This window comes from Bartonella sp. AA2SXKL (genome assembly GCF_042197205.1).
Lineage (GTDB): Bacteria > Pseudomonadota > Alphaproteobacteria > Rhizobiales > Rhizobiaceae > Bartonella.
This window is the reverse complement of the sequence record NZ_JBHIRN010000014.1, coordinates 1-23,234: the sequence shown is the minus strand read 5'-3', so window position 1 is coordinate 23,234 and position 23,234 is coordinate 1. Positions and strand designations below refer to the sequence as shown.

The 23,234-nt window shown below is 39.5% G+C and carries 7 protein-coding genes and 3 pseudogenes; 4 read left to right on the top strand and 6 right to left on the bottom strand.

Features of this window, described 5'->3' with window-relative positions; genetic code table 11:
- Window positions 1–212: 212 nt before the first annotated feature.
- Window positions 213–5,182: pseudogene (locus ACFINS_RS08195) on the top strand (DEAD/DEAH box helicase).
- 952 nt (window positions 5,183–6,134) lie between these two features.
- On the opposite strand, the gene ACFINS_RS08190 reads toward ACFINS_RS08195, so the two are convergent.
- The 6 genes and pseudogenes from ACFINS_RS08190 to ACFINS_RS08165 form a co-directional block, all read right to left on the bottom strand.
- Window positions 6,135–6,605, bottom strand: a complete 471-nt coding sequence (locus ACFINS_RS08190) for an SMI1/KNR4 family protein (RefSeq protein WP_375610943.1) — start codon at window positions 6,603–6,605, stop codon at window positions 6,135–6,137.
- Between the two features lie 270 nt (window positions 6,606–6,875).
- Window positions 6,876–7,226, bottom strand: coding sequence for an HNH/ENDO VII family nuclease (locus ACFINS_RS08185; protein ID WP_375618707.1), 351 nt, complete (start codon window positions 7,224–7,226; stop codon window positions 6,876–6,878).
- An 88-nt stretch (window positions 7,227–7,314) separates the two neighbouring features.
- Window positions 7,315–9,888: a DUF6990 domain-containing protein gene (locus ACFINS_RS08180; RefSeq protein WP_375706076.1), complete on the bottom strand. Its 2,574-nt coding sequence runs from the start codon at window positions 9,886–9,888 to the stop codon at window positions 7,315–7,317.
- Between the two features lie 6 nt (window positions 9,889–9,894).
- Window positions 9,895–17,195 (bottom strand): annotated as a pseudogene (locus ACFINS_RS08175) (DUF637 domain-containing protein).
- 91 nt (window positions 17,196–17,286) lie between these two features.
- Window positions 17,287–19,047: a ShlB/FhaC/HecB family hemolysin secretion/activation protein gene (locus ACFINS_RS08170; RefSeq protein WP_375706075.1), complete on the bottom strand. Its 1,761-nt coding sequence runs from the start codon at window positions 19,045–19,047 to the stop codon at window positions 17,287–17,289.
- The gene (locus tag ACFINS_RS08165) at window positions 19,040–19,219 is read right to left on the bottom strand and encodes a hypothetical protein (RefSeq protein WP_375634958.1); all 180 of its coding nucleotides are present in this window, start codon (window positions 19,217–19,219) and stop codon (window positions 19,040–19,042) included. The genes ACFINS_RS08170 and ACFINS_RS08165 overlap by 8 nt, the downstream gene beginning before the upstream one ends.
- A gap of 258 nt (window positions 19,220–19,477) precedes the next feature.
- Between ACFINS_RS08165 and ACFINS_RS08160 the strand changes: the two are divergent.
- The 3 genes and pseudogenes from ACFINS_RS08160 to ACFINS_RS08150 all read left to right on the top strand — a co-directional run.
- Window positions 19,478–20,091: pseudogene (locus ACFINS_RS08160) on the top strand (type ISP restriction/modification enzyme); the annotation flags it as partial.
- Window positions 20,092–21,697: 1,606 nt separating this feature from the next.
- Window positions 21,698–22,468, top strand: a complete 771-nt coding sequence (locus ACFINS_RS08155; protein WP_375706074.1) for a hypothetical protein — start codon at window positions 21,698–21,700, stop codon at window positions 22,466–22,468.
- 84 nt (window positions 22,469–22,552) lie between these two features.
- Window positions 22,553–23,234, top strand: a 682-nt coding sequence (locus tag ACFINS_RS08150) for a hypothetical protein (protein ID WP_375706073.1), incomplete at its 3' end; no start/stop codon positions are given.

Genomic DNA, 23,234 nt, shown 5'->3' with positions numbered 1-23,234 from the left:
GAATAGCAAATTTCACTACTTTGCTGATCTTATTCCATGTCATGGGCTGTTGATAAGCAGCCTTAAAGACCCATTTTGAAAAAAATATCGGCTTTTTTAGCAGTTTTTTCCCATTTTTATCGTTATTTGCTTTAAGTGCATTTAATTGAATTCGTTTTGATTCTTTTAATGAATATTAATCATCTCATAAGGCAAGGGATTTTTATTACAATATGCTTCAATCTATTAAGTCTGATAATGAACAATTCACTTTACGCTCCCTTTTACAATCCTATCGTGAACAGGCAACATCAAATGCTCTACGGGGGAAAGTGTTTGAAGATTTTGTGACAAAATATCTTATGTATGACCCTCTCCACTATGGGCGATATGAAAAAGTTGAGAGCTATTATGAATGGGCTAAAGAGCGTGAAGGTTGGAATAAAAATGATATCGGCATTGATCTGGTGGCAAAGCTTCGTCATCAAGAGGGATATGTGGCTATTCAATGTAAGTTTTATAAAGCTGACCATCAGATCAGTAAAAAAGATATTGATAGCTTTATCGCTGCCTCTGGAAAAGACATCTTTAAATATCGACTTCTCGTTGACAGCACAGAAGTGGAATTAAGTGACAATGTGAATGCCATGATTAAAGGACAAGCGATACCCGTTTATCGTATTGACCTTCGTCATATGGAAAACAGTCGTATAGACTGGCAAATATTTGCAACGAAAAAAGAAGTTGTTCTGAAATCAACAAAAGAGCCTCGTCCCCATCAAGAAGAAGCCATCAAGAAAGTCTGTGAAGGTTTAAAAGAAGCAGACCGTGGCAAGCTGATTATGGCATGTGGTACGGGGAAGACTTTCACCAGTTTGAAGATAGCAGAAACCCTTGCTGGGAAAGGCAAGCGTGTTTTGTTTCTGGTACCTTCTCTGGCTTTAGTCTCGCAAACAATCCGTGAATGGACAGCCGATGCACAAGTCCCGTTGCGTTCCTTTGCCGTGTGTTCTGATACGAAAGTAGGCAAGCGTCGTAAAAATCAAGATGATATTGTTGGCATGGAAACATCAGATCTTGTTCTCCCTGCTACCACGGATGCTCAAGCCCTTGCTAAAGAAGCTTGTGAATCCCTAGCAGATGCAATGACCGTGGTCTTTTCAACTTATCATTCTATCCAAGTGATTTCGGATGCACAAAAAGAGCATGGTTTACCCGAATTTGATCTGATCATCTGTGATGAAGCCCATAGAACAACTGGGGCTTCATTGGGAACTGAAGACAATGAATCTGAATTTATCAAGGTTCACGATAACAGCATTATTCGTGGTAAAAAACGTCTCTACATGACAGCAACGCCGCGTATCTTTAGTGACACTGCTAAAAGGCGGGCGGATGAGATCAATGCTGTTTTGGCATCTATGGACGATGAAACCCTTTATGGCAAACAACTTCATCATTATACCTTCGCGGAAGCTGTCGATAATGAACTTTTAACTCCTTACAAGATTGTGGTCTTGGGTATTAATGAAACCTATATCACACCAGCCATACAGGAGATTATTGCCAATGAAAGCCGTGAAATTGATTTAGATGATGCGGCAAAAATTATTGGCTGTTATAGAGCACTTACCAAAATAGATAAGCAAGCGGCTGTTGATGATGATGATACAGAGCCCATGCAATGTGCTTTAGCTTTTTGCAAAGACATTAACACCTCTCAATATATAACAAAGCTCTTTAATAAAATTATCAAATCTCATATTGATGATTTCCTTCAAACCGTTCCCTTTCTAAACTGTGAAGTAAGACATATTGACGGAACGCAAAGCGTCAAAAAACGCAATGAGGAATTGGATTGGCTTAAAGAAGATGCGGGGCAAAACGTTTGTCGGATCTTAAGCAATGTTCGGTGTCTTTCAGAAGGGATTGATGTCCCTGCTCTTGATGCCATCATGTTTTTACACCCGCGCAATAGCCAAGTGGATGTGATACAGGCAGTAGGGCGTGTGATGCGTCGTGCTCCAAATAAAAAAACGGGCTATATCATTTTACCCATTATCATTCCTTCACACTTAGAAGCCAAAAAGGCTTTAAAAAACAATAAGAGATACCGTGTTGTTTGGCAAGTTTTGCATGCTTTACATTCTCATGACGAAAGGCTTGCTCGGACAATTAATCAGATGTCTTTAGGACAAGATAGCAGCCATACGATTGAAATTATAGAGATTAAACGAGCCAATGAATTAAAAGAGCTTACCACAACGGTTGATGAGATCTCGATACCATCCAAAACAGAAAGTTCTGGACGTGTCATTGGAACAGCAGAAAGCAAATCTCAATCGGTATCTGGAGGACAAGGAGACCTATTCCGCCGTTCTGAATTTTTTGATTTTGTCAAAGCCATTTTTCTGGATAGTTTTAAAATCACGGATTATTGGGGCATTTGGGCGAACAATGTTGCTGAGATTGCTCAAAACCATATCAATCATCTTAAAGATATGATTTCCGATGAAAAGAGTGAAGCCTTTCACGCCTTTGATGCATTCCATAAGGAATTAAAGAACAACGTCAACAGTGAAATCAAGCAAGAGGAAGCGATTGAGATGTTAGCGCAACATCTTGTCACGCGTCCCGTGTTTGAAGCTTTATTTGACGGTAATGAATTTGTACAGAACAATGCCATTTCGCAAGCAATGGACAAGATCTTAACGGAACTGGATAAAACAAATATCGAAGAGAAAACGAAAGATCTTGATAAATTTTACAAAAGTGTCATGTTCTGTACAGCAGGCATTACGGAAACTCATGCAAAACAGAATCTTATTATCAAACTTTATGAAAGTTTTTTTGCCAAGGCATTTAAGAAAACCACGGATAAGCTTGGAATTGTTTACACGCCCGTTGAGATTGTTGATTTTATCATTCATTCTGTTGATGATGTGTTGCGCAATGAATTTGGCAAAAGCTTAGGGTCACGGGGTGTCTCTATTCTCGATCCTTTCACCGGAACGGGTACTTTTATCACGCGGCTATTACAATCCAATCTCATCAAACCAGAGGATATGGAATATAAATTCCGTCATGATATTCATGCCAATGAGATTGTTTTACTGGCTTATTACATAGCAGCGATTAACATTGAATCGACCTATCATAGTTTGATGAAAGGGAATTATATCCCATTCAAGCATATTGGTTTGGCTGATACGTTTCGGATGCTTGAAAAACAAGATTTGATGAAAGGTTTACTAGAGGAAAACAGTGAATATTTAGAGCATCAAAAGAAACTGGATATTAAAGTTATCTTTGGTAACCCTCCTTATTCGGTAGGACAAAAGAATGAAAACGATAATAATCCCAATATATCTTATCCCATATTAGATGATCGTATTCGTGAGACTTATATAGCTAAATCGAAAGCAACTAGTACGCAAAAGTTATATGATAGTTATATCCGCGCTATCCGCTGGGCTAGTGACCGTATTGATAATGCTGGGGTAATCGGCTTTGTCACAAATGCCGGTTTTATTACTGGACATTCTATGGATGGTTTACGCAAATGCCTCGTTGAAGAATTTAGCAGCCTTTATATTTTCCATTTACGGGGGAATGCACGGACTTCTGGAGAACAACGTAAAAAGGAAAGTGGTGGCATTTTTGGTGAAGGATCTCGAGCTCCCATAGCTATCTCTATTTTGGTTAAAAATCCAGAATCTCAACAGCGTGGTAAGATATATTTTCGTGATATTGGAGACTATCTCACGAGGCAAGAAAAGCTTACAATGATTGAATCCCTTGAAAGCATTGATGGTATTACACGGAGTAAACAAGGTTGGCAAATAATTACACCGGATAAGCATGGGGATTGGATAAAGCAACGTGATGACAGTTTTAAAAAATTTTTAGCTATAGGTGTTAAAAAAGGACATGATAAAAAGCTCTTTAAAATTTATTCCTGTGGTCTAAAAACAAACCGTGATGCTTGGGCATATAACTCAAGCTATAAGATTTTAGAAAATAATATGATAATATGATTACTTTCTATAATAGCGAAGTAGAACGTTTTAATGATGCCTATCCACATGCTGATCATAAAATACGTGCAAATGCTGTAAACAATTTCATCAATGCAGATGAGAGCAAGATTAGCTGGAGCCATAATGTTAAACAAGAATTGGTAAGAGGAAAAATTCTTAAATTCGAAGATGCATGCCTCACGCAAAGTTTATATCGCCCTTTTACACGACAGTGGCTTTATTATAATCGTACTTTCAATGAGAGAGTTTACCAAACGCCGCGTATATTCCCAATGGAGAAAGCGGTTGAAAATAAAATCATACAAGTTACAGGCATAGGAGCAATGGTTGGCTTTTCTGCACTTATGACTAAGAATTTGCCTGATTTAGGTGTGATGAATGCTAGTCAATGCTTTCCACGATATTTCTATGAAGATGCTCCGGTTTCAAGAGACAAAAATGAAAAACAATCTCATTTATTTGCGAATTCTACAGAAGAAAGTAAAACAGTTGGTTTACAGAGGCGTGATGCCATTACTGATGAAGGATTAGCCCATTTTCAAGCGGCTTATCCGAATGAAAAAATCACTAAAGATAATTTGTTCTATTACGTCTACGGATTGTTACATTCGGAAGATTATCGTGCTCGTTATGCTGATAACCTCTCTAAAGAATTGCCTCGCATCCCTTGTGTAAAAAGCGCTGAAGATTTTTGGAAGTTTGTTAATGCTGGACATGAACTAGGGCATTTGCACGTGAATTATGAAACTGTAGAGCCTTATCCAGTGACCTTTAAAAAGGGTAATCCAAAACAAACAGAGATCTCTAATCCAGAAAAGTTTTATTACGTTACAGAAATGAAATTCGCAAAAATTAAGAATAGTAAGGAAAAGGATAAATCGACTGTTTTTTATAACAGCAATATCATCATGACAGATATTCCTCTTGAAGCTTATGAGTATATCGTTAATGGTAAACCCGCTCTTGAATGGGTTATGGAGCGTCAATGTGTAAAGACTGATAAAAAGAGTGGTATTGTGAATGATGCCAATCGCTATGCTGTTGAAACCGTTGGCAACCCTGCTTACCCATTGGAGTTGTTTCAAAGGGTTATTACGGTAAGTTTAGAAACCATGAAAATCGTTAAGAACTTACCCAAATTGGTATTAAGAGAAACTGAATAACTTATAAAGATGCTCACATAATGAGTGTGATAACCTTACAAGGGGTATAAGGTCTTATAACCATAGTCTATACCTCTCTTGTTAAGTTGATTACATACAATCTTAAAAGGAGTGTTTATATGCGTTATTCTAAAAAGAAGAAACTTGCACTTTTAGATACTCTTATTTTGATTGCTTTAAGATTTTTAAGAAACCCTATCTTAAAGTGAATACGCTTCTTTTACATTGCCTTTAAGAGGTTATACCGTAATCTAAAATGATAGCTTTATCCTTTTCAAAAGCTTTGTTTAAAGAGGGTTATGTATATTCATTTTCTTATATTACTTATAGGTTTTGAATGTTTCTCAAACCCTCAAAATACCTTCAAAAATATACCATGGGTTGTATTTATAGGTTGCATCTTAATATAGACTGTATCTCTAAAATGCTAATATATTGAAATATAATAACTTTTATTTTTTTATTGAAAAAAATATATAAAGGGGAGTAAAAGGAACCCTCAAAATACTCAAAATCTTCAAAACTAACAACCATAAGGATCTTGATAGCATTTCTTATGAGTTACAAACTATCTTTTGAAAGGCTTTAAAGGATTATATGCTTTTCATAAAGCACGTTTTAATCACTCACTAAAATAATCTATTTTGTCAGTTCAATTTACTGACACATAACTGACAAATATATATTATGAATTGAATTTATGGGTTGTCTTTTAATAAAGGTTGCATCATTAAAATTATAACCTATTGAAATATATTGATTTTAATTTTCTCTCATTAAAAAAATAATATAGGCTCTAAAAAGAACTGACAACTCTGACACGGTCTATTAAAAGGGATTTTTCTAATCTTTATAATGATCAATCTCTTTTTAGATGTTTTCATAACAAGCAATAAATCGCAATTATTCTATTTATCAACTAGTTGTATAACATCATCTAAGGTATAAGTTTTCATGAATCTTCCCCTGCATACTCTTTAATTCTTTTGCAGAGAAATTCATAAAAATTACTTGCGTAATATTCAGAATCTTCAGATGTATACTTGAGATAGAGTGGGCATTCACCATCGCGAAACTGCTTATAATCAAAATAAAAGGTTTCACCAAAATCAGTTGTGCAGATAACAAGTTGTTTGGGGTCCGTAAAGCCATCTCTTCTATCGAGCAAATTTCGGTAAACAATATCACCAGCAGGAATACCTGCACAGATTTCATAAATACTGAATATTTCTTCACCTCCAATTTCTCCTCCTCCATAATTTTTTAAAAAATTCTTATAGGAAGAGGTAAATTGTAAACCAAGAGTGTTCTCAGCTGTTTTAATCCGTACATCATCAGGGGCATTATCTTGAGTACCAAAATTAATAACATGACTATGCATATCAACATATTGTGCAACATCTGATAAAGTATAACTTTTCATAAATTTTTCTCCATAAGTCACAGCGTGTTTTTACTCATAATGAGTGCTCCTAATGATCAATCTTTTTCTACTATAGCCAATGGAATTGAGATGAGATTGATAAAATCATAAGAGATATGTTCTTGACGGAGCTCTTTTCTCATCTGTCTCTGTACAATCATCTCGCATTTACAATATATGATGGAATTAAAGGAGGTGATCATTAAAGTTTAGAGAGCGCCTTTTAGGGATATTATTTCAATATTTGCAATAATTACTCTTTCTTTTTTCCTACTTAGGAATTTTTTTTGAAATCCAACAAATAACTTTTCTGATAAAATTTGTCTTTGGATTCATAGGAGCAACCAAACTCCTGCCTTGATAAAATGAGTAGAGAACCTCAACGAGAGGACTATCTTGTTCTTGTGTCACAGGATGTAACATAATAGGTCTAAAATCGACTCCAATAGGTGCTCTTCCTGATACCATTCTTTCCACATTTGTACCCGTTACTATCTGTCCTTCTTCTTTCCAAGAAGAAACTGTTTCGGGCTCAAACAGTTCATCTTCCTGATAAACTTTTTGACTTTTAAATTCCACCGGCTCAGCTGCCCCCATACTTTTTTTCTTTATCCATTTCATGATTCATAATCCCCTCAATTTTTTCAAAATAATCAATTTATTCTTTGTTCTAAATAGACTTAAATAAACTCTCCTTCCAAGAGCGAGGTTATTCCTCGCTAGAAAGCTCTGAGTGATCATCAAAATCTTTTGCTACCCGTTCAATCAAAGCGTAGCTCACTTGCTTCACCTTTGCTACTTCTTTGGCTAAAGCTAATGCACGTTCAAGGTGGGTTTTGTTGATGCTTTCGTCAAAGCCTAGGTGATCACCTGCCGTAAAGCTTTTCTGATAAGATTGTAAGGTTTCAGCATCACCCAACAAAGCAAGAGCGCCAAGATGAAGTAAAGCATAATGTGCATCGTTTGCTTCAGACGTGGTGCTTTTTTCCCAAGGAGCAGCGCCATAATCAGAGCGAAGTCTTTTAGAAAGGTCAATGTCTGTTACCGCCCATTCTAAAGCATCATCAAGCGCCTGTGTTAAACGATCCGTAGTGACTTCTGGTTCAAAGATTTCTAATCCCTTGGCTTCAAAATTAAGCTGTATATCTGGAATATCTTCCGTGTAGGTAGGATCAATGAATTTACAAGCAGCGGAAAGAATGCCCGTGCTAATCATAAAGGCGCTATCAAATTGCGGGTAGTCTTTGGCAATTTCGTCGTTGTAAAGAATATCTACTTCACGATCAGCCAATTGATAGCTTGCCATATGGTCATTCTCATTGATTTTCTCGGTTGACCAGCCTAAGCTTTTTAAAAGTGCATGAGCACTTTCCATGGTGAGACGATCATCATTGTCATCCACTTCATCCACTTCCTCTGCCACTTCAACAGAAGTTGTTTTAGAAGCAACAGATGCTATTTGCGGATCCAAGCTCAAAATCGGTGCATTTTTCGGAAAACCTGCTCGATAACCCCGTGCAAGAGTGAGGAGATTATCAATTCTATATTTTGAGATTTCTTCCACAAAACCTAAAGGATTTCCCTTTCTAAAATTCTCCTTATAAGATTTGAGCTTTTCAACATCCCCAATCAAAACAAGCGCAATAAGGTGACGCGCTACAAGATCAAGTTCACTGTCTGGGGAAAAAGCCGCATAATCATAAATGATTTGATTGACATTTTGCCGATCTGCCCATTCAAGTATATCTGTACAAATCTCCTTTAGCTTGCCTCTATCCAATTCAGTACTAGAAACTGTATAAACTTCTTCTGCTTCTTTGAGGGCTATATATTGAGGCATATTATAGAAAATCTCTCTATGAGCAGTGGAAAAGCCAAGTGTTGAAAGGGAAGCCTTAAATGCAACAATTGGCTCTTCTTCATCACTTTGAAGACTGTACATTATATTGATGATACGGTCTTTACTGATAAAATAGGTATTACGATCATAGTTTTTATCACGATAAACTGTCCAACCCATTTCTTTTAATTGCTCAGCAACCTTATTGAAAGTAATCAAAGCTTTCGGACCAAGATGTGCTTCTGCTGCTTCTCGCTCATTAAGGATTTTCAGATGTTCTTCAGCAAATTCAACGGCATGGTTAACATATTTTTCTACTTCATCATCATCCAAATGTTCAGAAATCGTAACAGCTTCTAAAAAATTTTTATAAGATTTCAGGGTATCAATTCGACCTGTCAACGCTAAACAAGCCAAATGCCAAACTATATCTGTATCGTAACTATATTTTTGAACAACTGTTTTGCTTTCGATCGATGCTTGTAAATCTTGAGCGCGTGCCCATTGTATTATCCGCTCAGAGATTTGCGTCAATTCTTGCTCATTCAACCTCTCTACACAAATATCAATCCCTTTACCAAAACCACTAAAAATCCCTCCCCCAATTGTATTAAAAGACTGATAAATATCCGTAGGTCGTATCCAATTATATTCTCCCCTATAGTGAATATAACGACAAGCTATAGAAATCTCTTCATTAGAGATCTCAGCTTCAAGACGGACATTGTAATTGTCATGGAGGCGTACAAAACCAAAATCAAACTGAATAAAACGATCTGGCAAAGAAAGAAACATTCTCCCAGGTTCCATAGCAATCCATCCTAGCGTTTTGAAGATGCGACTTGCTGCGGTAAGGCTTATCGAGCGCTGTTTGGGCTTTTTGCGCGTTAGAATATCGTCTAACTCTCCATTCTTATAGGCTTGTGCAAATAAAATAAGGCGATCAATCCACTCCATGGTTGCATAATCGGCAAATTCTGGAACATGTAATTGGGGTGCCGGCTTATCAGACCTTAAAGCATCAATATCGCCAAGCAATGCTTGTGCAACAGCAGAATGATTGGCGGCTTCTTCATGCAATTTTTGTTCAATATCTTGTACTTTCGCCCACGCAATTACCCTATTTAAAGCTTCCTCAATATGACTTTCAGAAAGATTCTGTGCTGTAACTCCGAAATTTTCTTCTGCAGAAATCAACATATCATCATATTTATAGCGCGACTGTTCGCTATTAGAATATTCCTCAGCAAGGCAATAAGCGGCGGTAGTAAGAGCGACTGATAGCCGCAACCTTCCACCATCCTCTCCATAATCTACAACATCATAGAGAATGCGTATTATACGATCAGAAAGATGATAATAAGCAAATGTATCTCCAACTTCATGGCGATGAGTCTCCCAGCCCAATCTTTTTAAAATTTCTGTTACGTTTTTGGTTTGCATAGTCATTCACTTTTCTTCTAAATAACTTGGATATTCGTTTAGTTTATATTTTCGTGGTCCTTTTTCCCATTTCTTACTCAATTGTTTTTTAGGCCACTCTTTATTAAATTTTTTTAGTTGTTCCTCAGTTGGTTTCTCTTTTTTTATAAACTTTTCTAAATTTTCTTGGTATTTATTAAATTTCTCTTTATTTTTCTTAAGATACTCTTCAGCTTTAGGACCACAAAACTTTATACTTCCTGTTGTTTTACATATTTCTCTTAAAGCTTTCTGCATTTTATTTAATTTGGCTTTACCTGTTTTCGTCTCACTAAATGCTGGTTCACCATCCTCAATATAAGTATTATCAGGACGTGTTCTTGCCTTAATTGTACCTTTATCTGTCTTAATTTCAATTTCAATCGTTAATTCTCCCTCGCTTGGTGAAAATCCTTCCTCCTCTAATCTTTGTTTTTCCTCATCGCGTTTTTTGTCATGATATTTCCTACCTTTATTAAGCTTTTTACCCTTTCCATCGTTGTCATCGTCATTATTGTTTTGTGGTTCTTTATTGTTTCCGTTTTTTTTCTTATTTTTACTTTCCTTCTGAGAATCTTTATTTTTTTCTTCTTGTGAGTTTTGATTTGTTTTTTCGCTATCTTCTGCAGAATTTTTCGATGCAAACCAATAGGTAAGGAAATCAGCTATAGCGGTTCTATTGTTAGGAGATTGAACAATAGTTGCTCCACCAGCCATAAAAAGAGACAGAGCTGCCAACTCTTGTGGCGTAAGCGACACAATGAACGCTACAGCAGCTGCTACCGCAGGAAGAAAATTATTTTCGGCAGCATTACCTGCGGCATCAGCGCCAGTATTGACATCACCACCAGCAAGGGCAGCAGCAAAGCCTCCCGCTATGCGCGCGATATCAATGGCATGATCATTAAAATCAGAAAACTGTGCTTCAATCTTTGCATTGATACGCGCTTGTTCTTCTGCCGTTGGAACACGACCATCCAATGCTGCTATTTCTTTTTGTATAAAATTTTTGGTCGACAGTTTAAACTGGAGCATAGCAGTGGCTTCGCCCACAGCCCCCCCCACAGCACCGGCTGTGCAAGCACCGCTCGCAACAGCGCCTTTTAAGCAGCCAAGTCCTGCATGGGCAACGATCTGTGTGACCGTATCTATTTTGCCTTCAGCCTTGGCGGTACCGATTTCTTCCGCCAACGATTTGCCAACCGTATCAGACAGGGCGATGCGCAGATTGTTAAAAAAGTTCTTGTCAAGAGAACCACCCTCAAGAGCCGTTTGCACGCCTGTGCCAATGGCGGCTTTGATCAAGTTCTTTTCCGCCTCACGGGTGATGCGATCAACCAGAGGAGCCGTTTTGGGCAAAGATTGTCCAACACCAGCCATTTCGGTTAGTTGGCTGGTTAAGCCTGCTGTCAACATCGACGAGACAATGCTGAGAATATTCTTTGAAGAGCCAAGCTCATGCAAGGCACCGGCAATATTGCCGCGATTATTGACAAGAGCCACAGCGCTTTTGTTAATCAGCGCTTGGACACCAGCCTGTATCGCCGCATTCATGGCGGTGCTCGAGAGCCAAGCCCCAAAGCACCGGTAATGGCACTGGCAGCGCCCGAGGCTGCTCCACCCGTAACCGCCGTGACAGCCAATGCCACGAGAGCCGCACCGGCTTCTGTCAGCCCTTGGGCTTTATAATCCCAGTCTTTAAATTCAGCCTTAACTGCTTGCCAATCCACTTGCTTGGATAATTCTGGATCATCACGCAGTTGCTTGATCCATGCCATGCCTGGAGAGCGAGACAATTGCTCAAGGGATTTGTCTAAATCACCGGTTGCCTGATACTCAACAACAAAGCCATCACCCGCATCAAGCTTTATGCCACCCTTAGCATCTATGGTGACATGCTCGATGGTCTCCTTAAGGTAACCTTTATCGCTCTCACTCCACCACACAAGGTTTTCATTACGCTGATAAACGTCCTTAAAATCTTGATCCTTGTTGGTCAGAAACTTGATCTTCCCCGTATCTGATGCCAAATGCGTCTGACCACCACTTGATAGCCCTGCCGCATCAAGCGTGAGATCCCCATTTTGCGCATGCATGGAGAGGTTGCCCTCTGTTTCTATCGTGGTTTTGTTTGTAGTAACTTCTGTTGATTGTTGACGAAACTTATTCTTTTGCTTCGATTTGTCGCCTTCTTTGCCCCTCAGATCCAAATCAAAACTGTTAAAATCTTGCTCTGAAATCGCGTTGAGAGCGCCACCACTGGTGAAATCTCCATTGCCCTTGGTTTTAAACTTTCCCTCAAGGTTCAGTTCACCACCTGTGACAATGGTCAAATCTCCATCACTGTTGACTTCTGTCAAACGGTGCTCACTGCTTTGGGCGTTATAATGCCCTTTTTCCAATGTCTCCTTATGGTCACTCTCTAGCACTAATGAACCAAACGTAGCAGAACCATCGACAATCACCGTCGTCGATCCACCACTGCTCCATTGGCCACCAGTCATGCTTAAATCGCCAAGGGAGTGAATGTTTAAATCCTGTATAGAAATGATTTGAGCCTGCTGCCCGCTCCGATCAACAAAACCATATTCATTCGTGTCACGGATTTTTGCAGTACCATCAATGATTGTCTTCGCATTGAGGGTGATGATATCCCCCAGAATAACCCCTGAAGAGTTGGCTAAAAGATCGCCACTGCTGAGATCTACAGCACCGCTGCCAAGCAAAAAACCACCATCATTAAACAAAGTTTGCATAGTCGAAACATGCAATGCACCATTACTTGATATGGTGCCACTATTGGTAAGACGGTCCGTCTCTATAGTGACGCCATTGCCTTTCAAACGTGCACTGGCAAGGTTTCCTTGCTGCGTTTTTGCCCCATAAACATCTTGTGCTAAAGAAGTGTTTGGTGCCAAATAAACGTGGGGTACCAAGACCTCTTGTCCGTCGACAAGGTGGGTCTCAAGCCAGATCATATCATTTTTGATCCCAGCAATTTGCTGAGGCGTTAAGGGCTTGCCTAGCTCTAACCCCAAGGGATCTTGCTGCTCCACAGCATTGTCATAGAGCCTTTGCATTTGAGCATTGGGATCTTCAACATCAAGAAGAGTGCGATTGCCTGTCAGCTCAAAGATTTGCTCACCCACCAGACGATATTCAAAATAAGCATCCCCTAATCTTTTAAACACGTTCTCAGGCTTATAATTGCCAATCTTTTTTAAGTAATAGTCCGATCCCAAAAATTTACTTGGGTTGATAAAGTCCTGTCGCGTCTCGACTAAAAATGGCACATCCGGTGTTTGGGTCTGGTCCAATTCTGTCTTAACAGAGTTAAGCCCATCTTGCGTTGGCACTTGTATGGATTCTGGTGCGGGTGTTTTTGTGCTTGGTGCAAAAAGCCCTTTGTGCCCTTTCAAACCATTGATAATACCGTCCAATCGATCATCACTAATCAGTGGTTTGGAACCGTCAAAATCGGTGTTTTTAACACCAGCCAACCCTTTATCGCCAGAGCTTAAGCCAACTTGCTCAACCCCCTCACGCACCGCATGATTGTCAATATAGCCTGTCAACTTGGCATCAAGCGTGCCACCAGCTTCAATCGTGCCATAAACAGCATCATAAGTGCGTTTGAGTGTTTGGGTAAAAGTAGGACCATCCCATTCTTCTGCACCTTGCCCTATACATGCTGGATTTGTGGCACTACATTGCTTATATCTGTAGCGTGTTTCAGTTACAATCTTGGTTGTTTCAATTAAATCACGCCCCTCATTGAGCAGCGTATCACCCTGCATCTCAATGTTGCCATTAGCAGCAATCAAACTATAGCTATTGCGGATATCACCGGCATGGACCGTGAGATGACGCCCTACCAAAATCTGTGCCGCATTATTGGTAAAATGAGGCTGCTGACGAATAATCGTAGTGTCGATATTTTTCTTGATCCTTGTGTGTTTATCAACATTTGGGATATTTTCCCATTCTCCTCGCACGTAACTGTGAGAAACCACTTTATCGCTAACTTCAACCCCACCTTCACGCATGTTGGTAAGCGCTGAGACATCGAAGGTCATATCGCCTGACACGGCTTCTAAAAGACCCGAGCTGTTGATCACATGACCAGCCCGCTCTCCACTTAAGCCACGGATGATAAGATTGTCTTCAGCAATGACATCGGCAAACTTATTGATAAAATCCCCATCTAAGGAGAAAATGGCAGATTTCTTGGCATAAATCAGCCCACTATTACTCAGATCAGCGCTCACATTGAGCGCAACCCCATCACCACTTGAACCAATACTGCCGGCATTGTCCAAAACATCTGCGGTTAAGACAAAAGCACCACCACTTTTGAGAACACCGTCTTCACCATTTAAAACCAGAGCAACTTGCCCCAATGACGGATCATGACTTTTTGCCACAAGCGTAAAACTGTCACTGGCTAAAAGCTGACCGGAATTGGCTAAAGACCCAAGCTTCGCATCAACAACACCGCCCACCATAATACCGGAATTGCTTAAAACATCATGACTGTTGAGAGTCAGTACCCCGCCTTGCGCTTCCACAAGCCCAGTTTGGGTGAGTGTGCCTGCCTTCAGCGTTACATCATAGGCGCCAACCTCACTTGTCTCGCCCATTGTCAATATGCCATCACTGGAAAGCTCTATCCGCTTTTTAGAGACAATGCGCCCCGTTTGGCTGAGATTTGTTTGCGCATGCAAAGCAATGGTATCATTGCTTTCTATTGTGCCACTATTGCTTAAATCACCGTGGCTGGTCAGTTGAAGGTCACCACGCTCAATCTCTATGTGCCCTGCTTGGATCACACTATCAGCAACAATATTGACTGCCCCTTGCGTAGAAATGAGACCATCAACATTCTCAAAACTGCCCACATCAATGCGCAAACCATCCCGCGCTAAAACATGCGCACCTTCATCATGTGTAGCGTTTTGTTGCTCTGAATTTGTCGTTTCAGCGCTTTTATTGACAAAAGACGTTGCAACAATCTTCATCTCACCGGCTAAAGCACTGAGAAGACCAGCCTCATTATTTATATGACCAGCACGTGTCTCTTTCAGCCCACCAATGCTGAGAGCCTCTTCAGCAATAATTCTGCCCTGTGTGTTGGTCAGATTACCATCACTGAATAGATCCATAGATTTTTTGGCGTAAATCAGCCCACTATTGCTGACATTCCCTGCCACATTGAGGGCAACATTCTCACCACTAGAGCCAAGCGCACCGGCATTGTCTAATTGCCCTGCGGTCACAACAAAAACACCACCACTTTGAAGGACACCTTCGGATGTATTCTTCAGAAAGGCTTGTTGCGGATCGGCGCCTTCTTGTGTGCTTACCATCAAATGCAAATCATCGGTTGCAATAAACGTCCCTTGATTGGTAAATGCACCAATATGAGCATCGACACTCTCACCGCGCATTGTGCCTCTATTGATAACCCCATCACGCACTTGAAGGGTTAATGCTCCTTCTTGAGCTTCCACAATCCCTGCTTGGGTTAAAGCATCAGCACTTAAAACCACATCATAACTTAAAATCGTGCTCTCTTGAGAGGTTGTGAGCATGCCCCCCGCTGTCAAGGCAACCTGCTGCATGCTGACAATATCACCCGTGTGATTGAGGGCACCATGGGCATCCAGCGTTATCTCCCCATTAGACCAGACAGTGCCTTCTTGGATCAGGGCACCGTGATGCGCATAAAGGTCAATTTTTTGCTCTGCCACTAAGCGCGCACGTGATGTAAGCTCTGTTGCTTCCACCAAAAGAGAGCCGCCGGCGCTATAATGTCCAGCGCCTACAGTGAGCGCATCATCGGCGCTTAGTACAATATTCCCCTTGGCACCAATATGGTTGTTTAAAGCGCTGATTTGATTGGTTTTAATGGTCAGATCGCCAAGGGAAGAAACCCCTGTTTGATCATTGTCTTGCATGCGGCTCAGATCAATTGTTGCTGCTTGGATCTCTAAAAGATCACCGGCGGCTATCCGCCCATTCCCCGCCTCAAGCTTTGCTGCCTGTAAATGCAAAGAACCCGTCGCTGACTGTTGACCATCACTCCCAATACCGCTTGCTAGAAGAGCATGAGACTGGAGCTTGATCAGATCGGCGCCCACATCAACAGCACCGCTTGCCGCAACGCGAGCTTGCTCAGCCAGTTCAACATGTTTCAAAGCCTTCAGCTCAACCGCTTCTTCTGAAAAAAGCAGATCTTTCACGTGCACACTATCGTGGTGGGAGTGAGCCTTCACCGCTCCTTTGGCGCGTGCTTTGGCAATCACCAGCTTGCCATCACTTGTCAATCTCATGGCGCCTGCATTGGCAACCATGTCTCCGCGCATCTTAACGCCCGCACCTTTATCATTGGCAATCACGCGGATCTGCCCCGCATACATTCCACCAAACTCACTGGAATCAATCGCCAATTCCGGCTCTTTGCCATCAGAACCAAGAGAAGTTGCTTCGCGTTTGTCATAATCAAAATGATTGCGCCCCGCGATAACAGCCAAATCTCCTTTGACCTGTATGGGACCCCCGACACTGATCTTGCGCGAAACAAGATCAAAAATATCTAATGCACTCCCATCAGCCCCACGAGAGCCTATAGTGATATCTCCACCCTCAACACGCAACCCACTCAAAGCGCCATCGGCTCCAATGATCGGTTGTCCGGTCGATAAAGTCACCCGTGGGGTATTGATAAAGCCACAACCGTTACAGGTAATCCCATTGGGATTGGCGATAATAACATCCGCCATTTGCCCGTGTACTTCGCTCACGCCTTCAAGAAGCGAGCGATTGGCACTCACCACTTCATTAAGGATAACCTTTGCTGCACCGCTATAACGCAAATTGCCGTTGCCTGGCACCAATCCCCCAAGCTGTGAACGCGAAACCTCCTCAGTCGAATTGTTCAAAATCACGCCATGGGTATCAACATTGAAACTGTCATATTTGTTATGAGAAAGACCCTGTCCATTGGGGCGCACAATATCAATCAGCGGCACATCATTGCCGGCTTTCCCCACCGTGGGGCGGAAAACAGAGCCAACCCCATCAGCTGCTTTTATCCCTTGGCTCTCTTGTGCAACAGGACTTCGCGCTCCAAGCGCTTGTGCTTGCAACAACAAAGGCTGAAAAGCTAAGCAAAAGCTTAAAACAAGTGAAAGCCCCTTATGGATCCCTCGCTGCAAAACACAAAGAACGCGCTGCCATAGCTTGTATCCATATCCCAATCTATGCTTTTGATTTTTCAATCCCCGCATCTTCAGCTCCTCATAAAATTCTTTATCTCTTTAAAAAAACAACCCATATGGGTATAAACAGCGCAGCGATATTTTTTACCGCCCATTTGCTCTAAAATCTTAATAATGCCCGCACTTGAAATAACCCTGTCGCATTCCCCTTTTCTCGCACTGTCGATTGGGTTAAAATATTTGAATAAGACACATCAATATCCGTAATGTCTCCGGTTGCATGGAAACCAAGAGTTGCCCCAACGAGGCTCCCGCCAAAACTGTTTTTGTTTACATCATTGGCTACAGCCCCCAGATCAAGCGCCATATAAGGGGCAAATTGGCTCATAAATTTACGCCCCATTCTCGAAGAAAAACCTGGCAACAACAGCGACAATTCATTGCGCCAAAACGCCCCATTATTGCCGTAATAAATCGCCTCACGCACCCCACGCACAGAGGAACTACCACCAAGCGATATTTGCTCTGAACTAAACAACGTGTCGGGTGATAATTGTCCTGAAAACAGCGTGTTATAGCGAAAGTTATACTGTTTGAGCGAAAAAGAACGCACGTAGCCTAGGGAAAAAGACAATTTGGAAAATTGCCCTTTGGGTGAATTTTTTGTTGCATTCTCTTGCTCTTTATCGTCATAAGCGCCAAGAATTGCCAACCCTTTATGAAACCCTATATGCGCGCTTAATTCTCCTCCAAGCCACTTGCGCGAATGATCAAGCTCAAAGGTTGCAATAGCCAATTTACGGCTGGAAACATCAACCCGACTGCCCATAATAAAATTATCAGAATATTTCCATGTCAACCGTCCTGTAAGCCAGGTCTTTCCCTCTTGATCACGGTCGATAACCCGTGAAATCCACGGTGTAAGCGATAAAGACTTACCCGCAGTCATAATATCGGAAAATATTCCCTTAACACTCGAATGATATTGGCTCCACGTCCCATCAAAACCTGTTGTCCAAGTGCCATAGGGAAGAGAAAATGATCCCGTTAGAGTATCACTATTGGGACGCTTGTGAGAAAAATGATACGGACTACCATCCATAGAACGCTGATAGCTAAACGACCATTGATCATTGATCCCCAACAGATCATCAAAAGAAAAGCTCAAGCGCGTTTGATAAAGCCCTGTTGCTTTAGCGCCAAGATTATCGCTGGAAAGCGTAATAAGCCAAGGTTTCTGTTTTTCAATATGAACATCGAGTATCGAACCACCCGAATTGCTCCCCGCACCAAGATTAATGGTGGCTTGGCGTGAGAAAAGCCGATTGATTTGATCAAGCCCTTGCTCTATCTGGCGCAGATTGGTCGGTTTTCCAATAAGGTTTGGAAAAGCCGTGGTGATTTCTCCTTGAGATTTCCTTCCAACTTTATGCCCATCAAGGGTAATATCTTCCATCACACCTTCAACAACAACAATCTTGAGATGACCGCCGCTTAAATCTTGCTCAGGCAAATAAGCCCGCACCGCAATATAGCCGCGCTTCATATAAAGCTTGGTCACCGCTTTGAGCACTTTGTTGATTTCGGCAATCCCCAAACACCGTCCTTCCCAAAGAGAAATGGCTTCATGAAGGTCGGTATGAGAAATCAACTGAGCACCAACAAATTCAATGCTTTTGATCAGCAAACAGGTTGTACTAGGCGAAGCACCATAGGCAGATGTGCTATCATCGTCTGGCAAAAATATCCCATGTGTTTCGTTTCTACGCTGCAATTGCTGAAAACGCTGTTGTTGCGTTTGTTGTCGTTGGATGCTCTCTGATTGATTAATCGCTTTCTCACGAATGTTTTGGGCAAAACTCGCCAACGAGAAAAGGCACAAAATAGCCGTAAAAACAAAAGTGAAAAAAAATCTATGCATTCATTGTGCCCTCAAAATGAGCAACAAAATGAACCATATCATCAGCGTCACAGAAAAAATCGCCAACCGCGTAACAATTTTTTAATTTTTTGATGAGAGTAATACTTATAACATCTGAGAAAAAAGCATAGACTGTACTGTGTACACCTGCTTTATGAGTTGTGCAAACCATATCATTTCCCCCGCTTTTGAAGATTTTACAATGACACTGTTAAATGACAATCATACACTCTAATATGCTTCTTAATTTTAAGGTGTCGCATGTAATATAATTTTGAGCTTCAAGTAAAGCCTCTTATTCATAGAATATACCAAATTTATTGGAACTGTTACATATTAGAGACAACAAAAAACACTCCATTGATTGTCGCTTGATAAAAAAAATAGCATGACAATCGCTTATTTACTAAAATAAGAAAAAAAGAAAATGCGTAATGCTATAACTGATGAAGGATTAGCATATTTAAAAGCCGCTTATCCTAATGAAAAAACACTAAAGATGATCTGTTTTATTATGTTTACGGTTTTTTGCATTCAGAAGATTATCGCACCCGTTATGCTGATAATTTATGCAAAGAATTGCCTCGTATCCCTTGCGTAAAAACGGCTGATGATTTTTGGAAATTTGTGACAGCAGGGCGTGAACTCGGTCATTTGCACGTAAACTATGAAACTGTAGAACCTTATCCTGTCACCTTTAAAAAGGGTAATCCAAAAGTTACAGAGATCACGAACCCTAAAGAATTTTACTACGTTACAGAAATGAAATTCGCTGGGAATAGTAAGGAAAAGGATAAATCAACTGTTATTTATAACAGCAATATCACAATAACAGATATCTCTCTTGAATCGGTTATGGGGCGTCAATGTGTAAAGACTGATAAAAAGAGTGGCATTATTAATGATGCCAATAGCTATGCTGTTGAAACCGTTGGCAACCCTGCTTATCCATTGGAGTTATTCCAAAGGGTTATTACTGTAAGTTTGGAAACAATGAAAATTGTTAAGAACTTACCAAAATTGGAAATAAGAGAAACTGAATAGACTTGGCTTGCTAAACTCACAAAGGGGTATAGAATCTTATAACCATAATCTATACCTCTCTTGTTAAGTTGATTAGATACAATCTTTAAAAGGAGTGTTTATATGCATTATTCTAAAAAGAAGAAACTTGCAATTTTAGATACTCTTATTTGGATTGCCTTTAAAAGATTATATCGTAATCTAAAATGATAGCTTTGTTTAAAGAGGGTTATGTATATTCACTTTTCTTATAGGTTTTGAAGGTATAAAAACCGTCAAAACCCCTTCAAAACGTATATTATTAGTTGAATTTATAGGTTGTGTTATCAATAGAGGTTGTTTTTTAAGATCTGTAAAATATTAACACATTGAAAAATAACGTTTTTACTTTTTATCGTTTTTTTATCTAAAAGAGGCAACCGTCAAAACTCAAAACCCCGTCAAAACTCATAACTATAAAGATCTTGATAGCATCTCTTATGAGTTACAAGATATCTTTTGAAAAGCTTTAAAGGATCACATGATTTTTATAAAGCACGTTGTAATCATTCTCTAAATCATAAGGTTATCTATTCAAAAGAACTGATTAAAATTCATAAAAGGGATTTTAATAACGTAATCAGTTTTTACTTTCATACGCTTTTCATAAGACACGTTTTAATGACACACTAAAATAATCACTTTTGTCAGTTCAATTTACTGACAGATAACTGACAAATATATATTATTAATTGTATTTAAGGTTGTGTTATCTATATAAGTTGTATCTTAAAAAGACTAACATATTGAAATATAATGCTTTTAATTTTTTATCATTTTAAAAAAATAGTATAGGGTCTAAAAAGAACTGACACAACTGACAAAAGTCTATTAAAAGGGATTTTGCTGATCTCTATAATGATCAGTTTCTATTGAGATATTTTCATAACAGACAATAAATCACAATTATCCTATTTATCGTTTCTCTTATGAAACTGAAAAATGATGCCATGGCTATAAAGAACATAACAGCTATAGAGAAAGCAAAAATGCAAATGAAAGCATTTGTTTATAAAGACAGTCCCTATAAAGGCTGTTAAGTCTAAAATGTGTTATTAAAAGAAATTAACAGAAATCTTAAAATTTATTTAGCAACAAAATTGATAGGTTATAAAGTTTAAAATACGCATAATGAGAGCGTTTCTAAAATATTATAAATGTATAGATTCAGAAAATACGCAATCGTTTCACAAAGCCCGTAATATAGCTTTAAAAGCACATAAATATAAAAGAAGCAATTAATAAGCATAAGATATTATCAATACACAACGTATTTAAAAAATACAAAAAAATATCAAAAAAGATAAAATATTATTTGACAATAAATACGTATTTTGCTATATAAATAATCAAGTGATCAAAACACTTAATAACTAGCGGGTAAACCACGATAAGGTTTCTCCCATTTCTTTAAAATATCGACTGTCTTTTGTGCTGTGATTAGCATATAATGGTTTTGTCGGGTGTAGCTACACCATAAAATACCTTTATGGGAAAAGTGTAGCAACGGACTAGTTACCGTGTTTTGAGCGCCCGGCGCCCTTATAGGGTGTCAATTTCAAAACTCTAAATAACTAGGTTTAATAAAATGAATTATATCTCAAAAAACACCCCCGTTATCTCTAATATTTCAAATGAAACCGCGCTTGCTAATCAACAAGAGCCTGCAAAAAAATATGAATTTATTGATGATTGTGAATATATCGATGGTCATTTCTTAACTCGAATTAGAGCCTTAAGAGATTTTGATGATGTCAAAAAAGGCGATTTAGGGGGGTATATTGAAAAGGAAGATAATCTCTCTCATGAAGGTAATTGCTGGGTGTATAATAAAGCTCGGGTCTTTCAAAATGCACGCGTCTTTGGAAATGCTAAAGTAAAAAGCTTTTTTGTTGATGTCTATGGTAATGCTCAAATTTATGGAAATGCTATTTTTGAAGGTATGACATTAAAGGACAATGCAAAACTTTCAGGCAATGCGCATGCTAACAACGCCGTTGTAATTGAAGGCAATGCACAAATTTATGATAACGCCCGTGTCACTGATCATGCTCATATTTCCGATAATGCTGTCATTTGTGATGATGCTCATGTCGGAGGCAATGCAAAAATAAGTGGCTCTGCTTACATTTGTGATGAATCGCGTGTTTTTGATGATGCCGTTATTTGTAATGCTCTTATCTCTGGTTCTTCATATATTCATAGCAATGCCTCTTTAACAGCTAATGAAGATATCTGTGATGATGCATATCCTGAGTTTGGTAGCGAAGATGATTATTATCGTCATGAGTATTATGCTGATTTTGAAGGGTATTATGACGATGATAATGACAGCGAATATGAAAGTGATGCTGCGTAAATGACACGCGCGGGCGCGGCGGGGGCGCCCTCCTTCTAAATATTTCATTTTAAAAATTTAAATCTCTATAAAGGAATTGTGCTCATGCAAAAGAAGTTTGCACTCACAAATGAAACGCGTGTAATTAATAATCATACCCTTTATCGCATTAAAGCATTAAAAGACTTTGCTGATGTTAAAGCAGGTACTTTAGGTGGCTTTATTGAAAAGGAAGATAACCTCTCTCATGATGGGAATTGCTGGGTGTATGATAATGCTTGTGTTGTAAAATCTGGTCGTGTTTATGAAAATGCAAGGGTATATGGCAATGCTGCCATTGGTGGTTTTGTTTATGGCAATGCGCATGTATATGATAAAACCCGCGTGTATTTTGGAGCTCATGTTTATGATAATGCGCATCTTTCTGATAAGGTGTGGGTTTATCAATATGCAAGGGTTTATGGGAATGCAAAATTAACAGGAAGTGCACGCATTTATAGCAAAGCTGAGGTTTATGATCATGCTGTTGTAAGTAGCTCTTCAAAAATTTATGGCAAGGTTTATGGCAATGCTAGCGTGGGTGGGTATGTTAAGGTCTATGGTTCTGTTTATGGGAATGCAAAAGTGACTGGTTATCACACCATTAGAGGTTTGGTACATGGCAATGCAAGGTTAAAAAGAGATGGTTATTCATATGTCAAACAAAACTTTTATTATGCATATGGAATTCCTGAAGATTGTGAAATTTATGAAAACGATACCGTTGTAAAGATTATTGAAAATAACG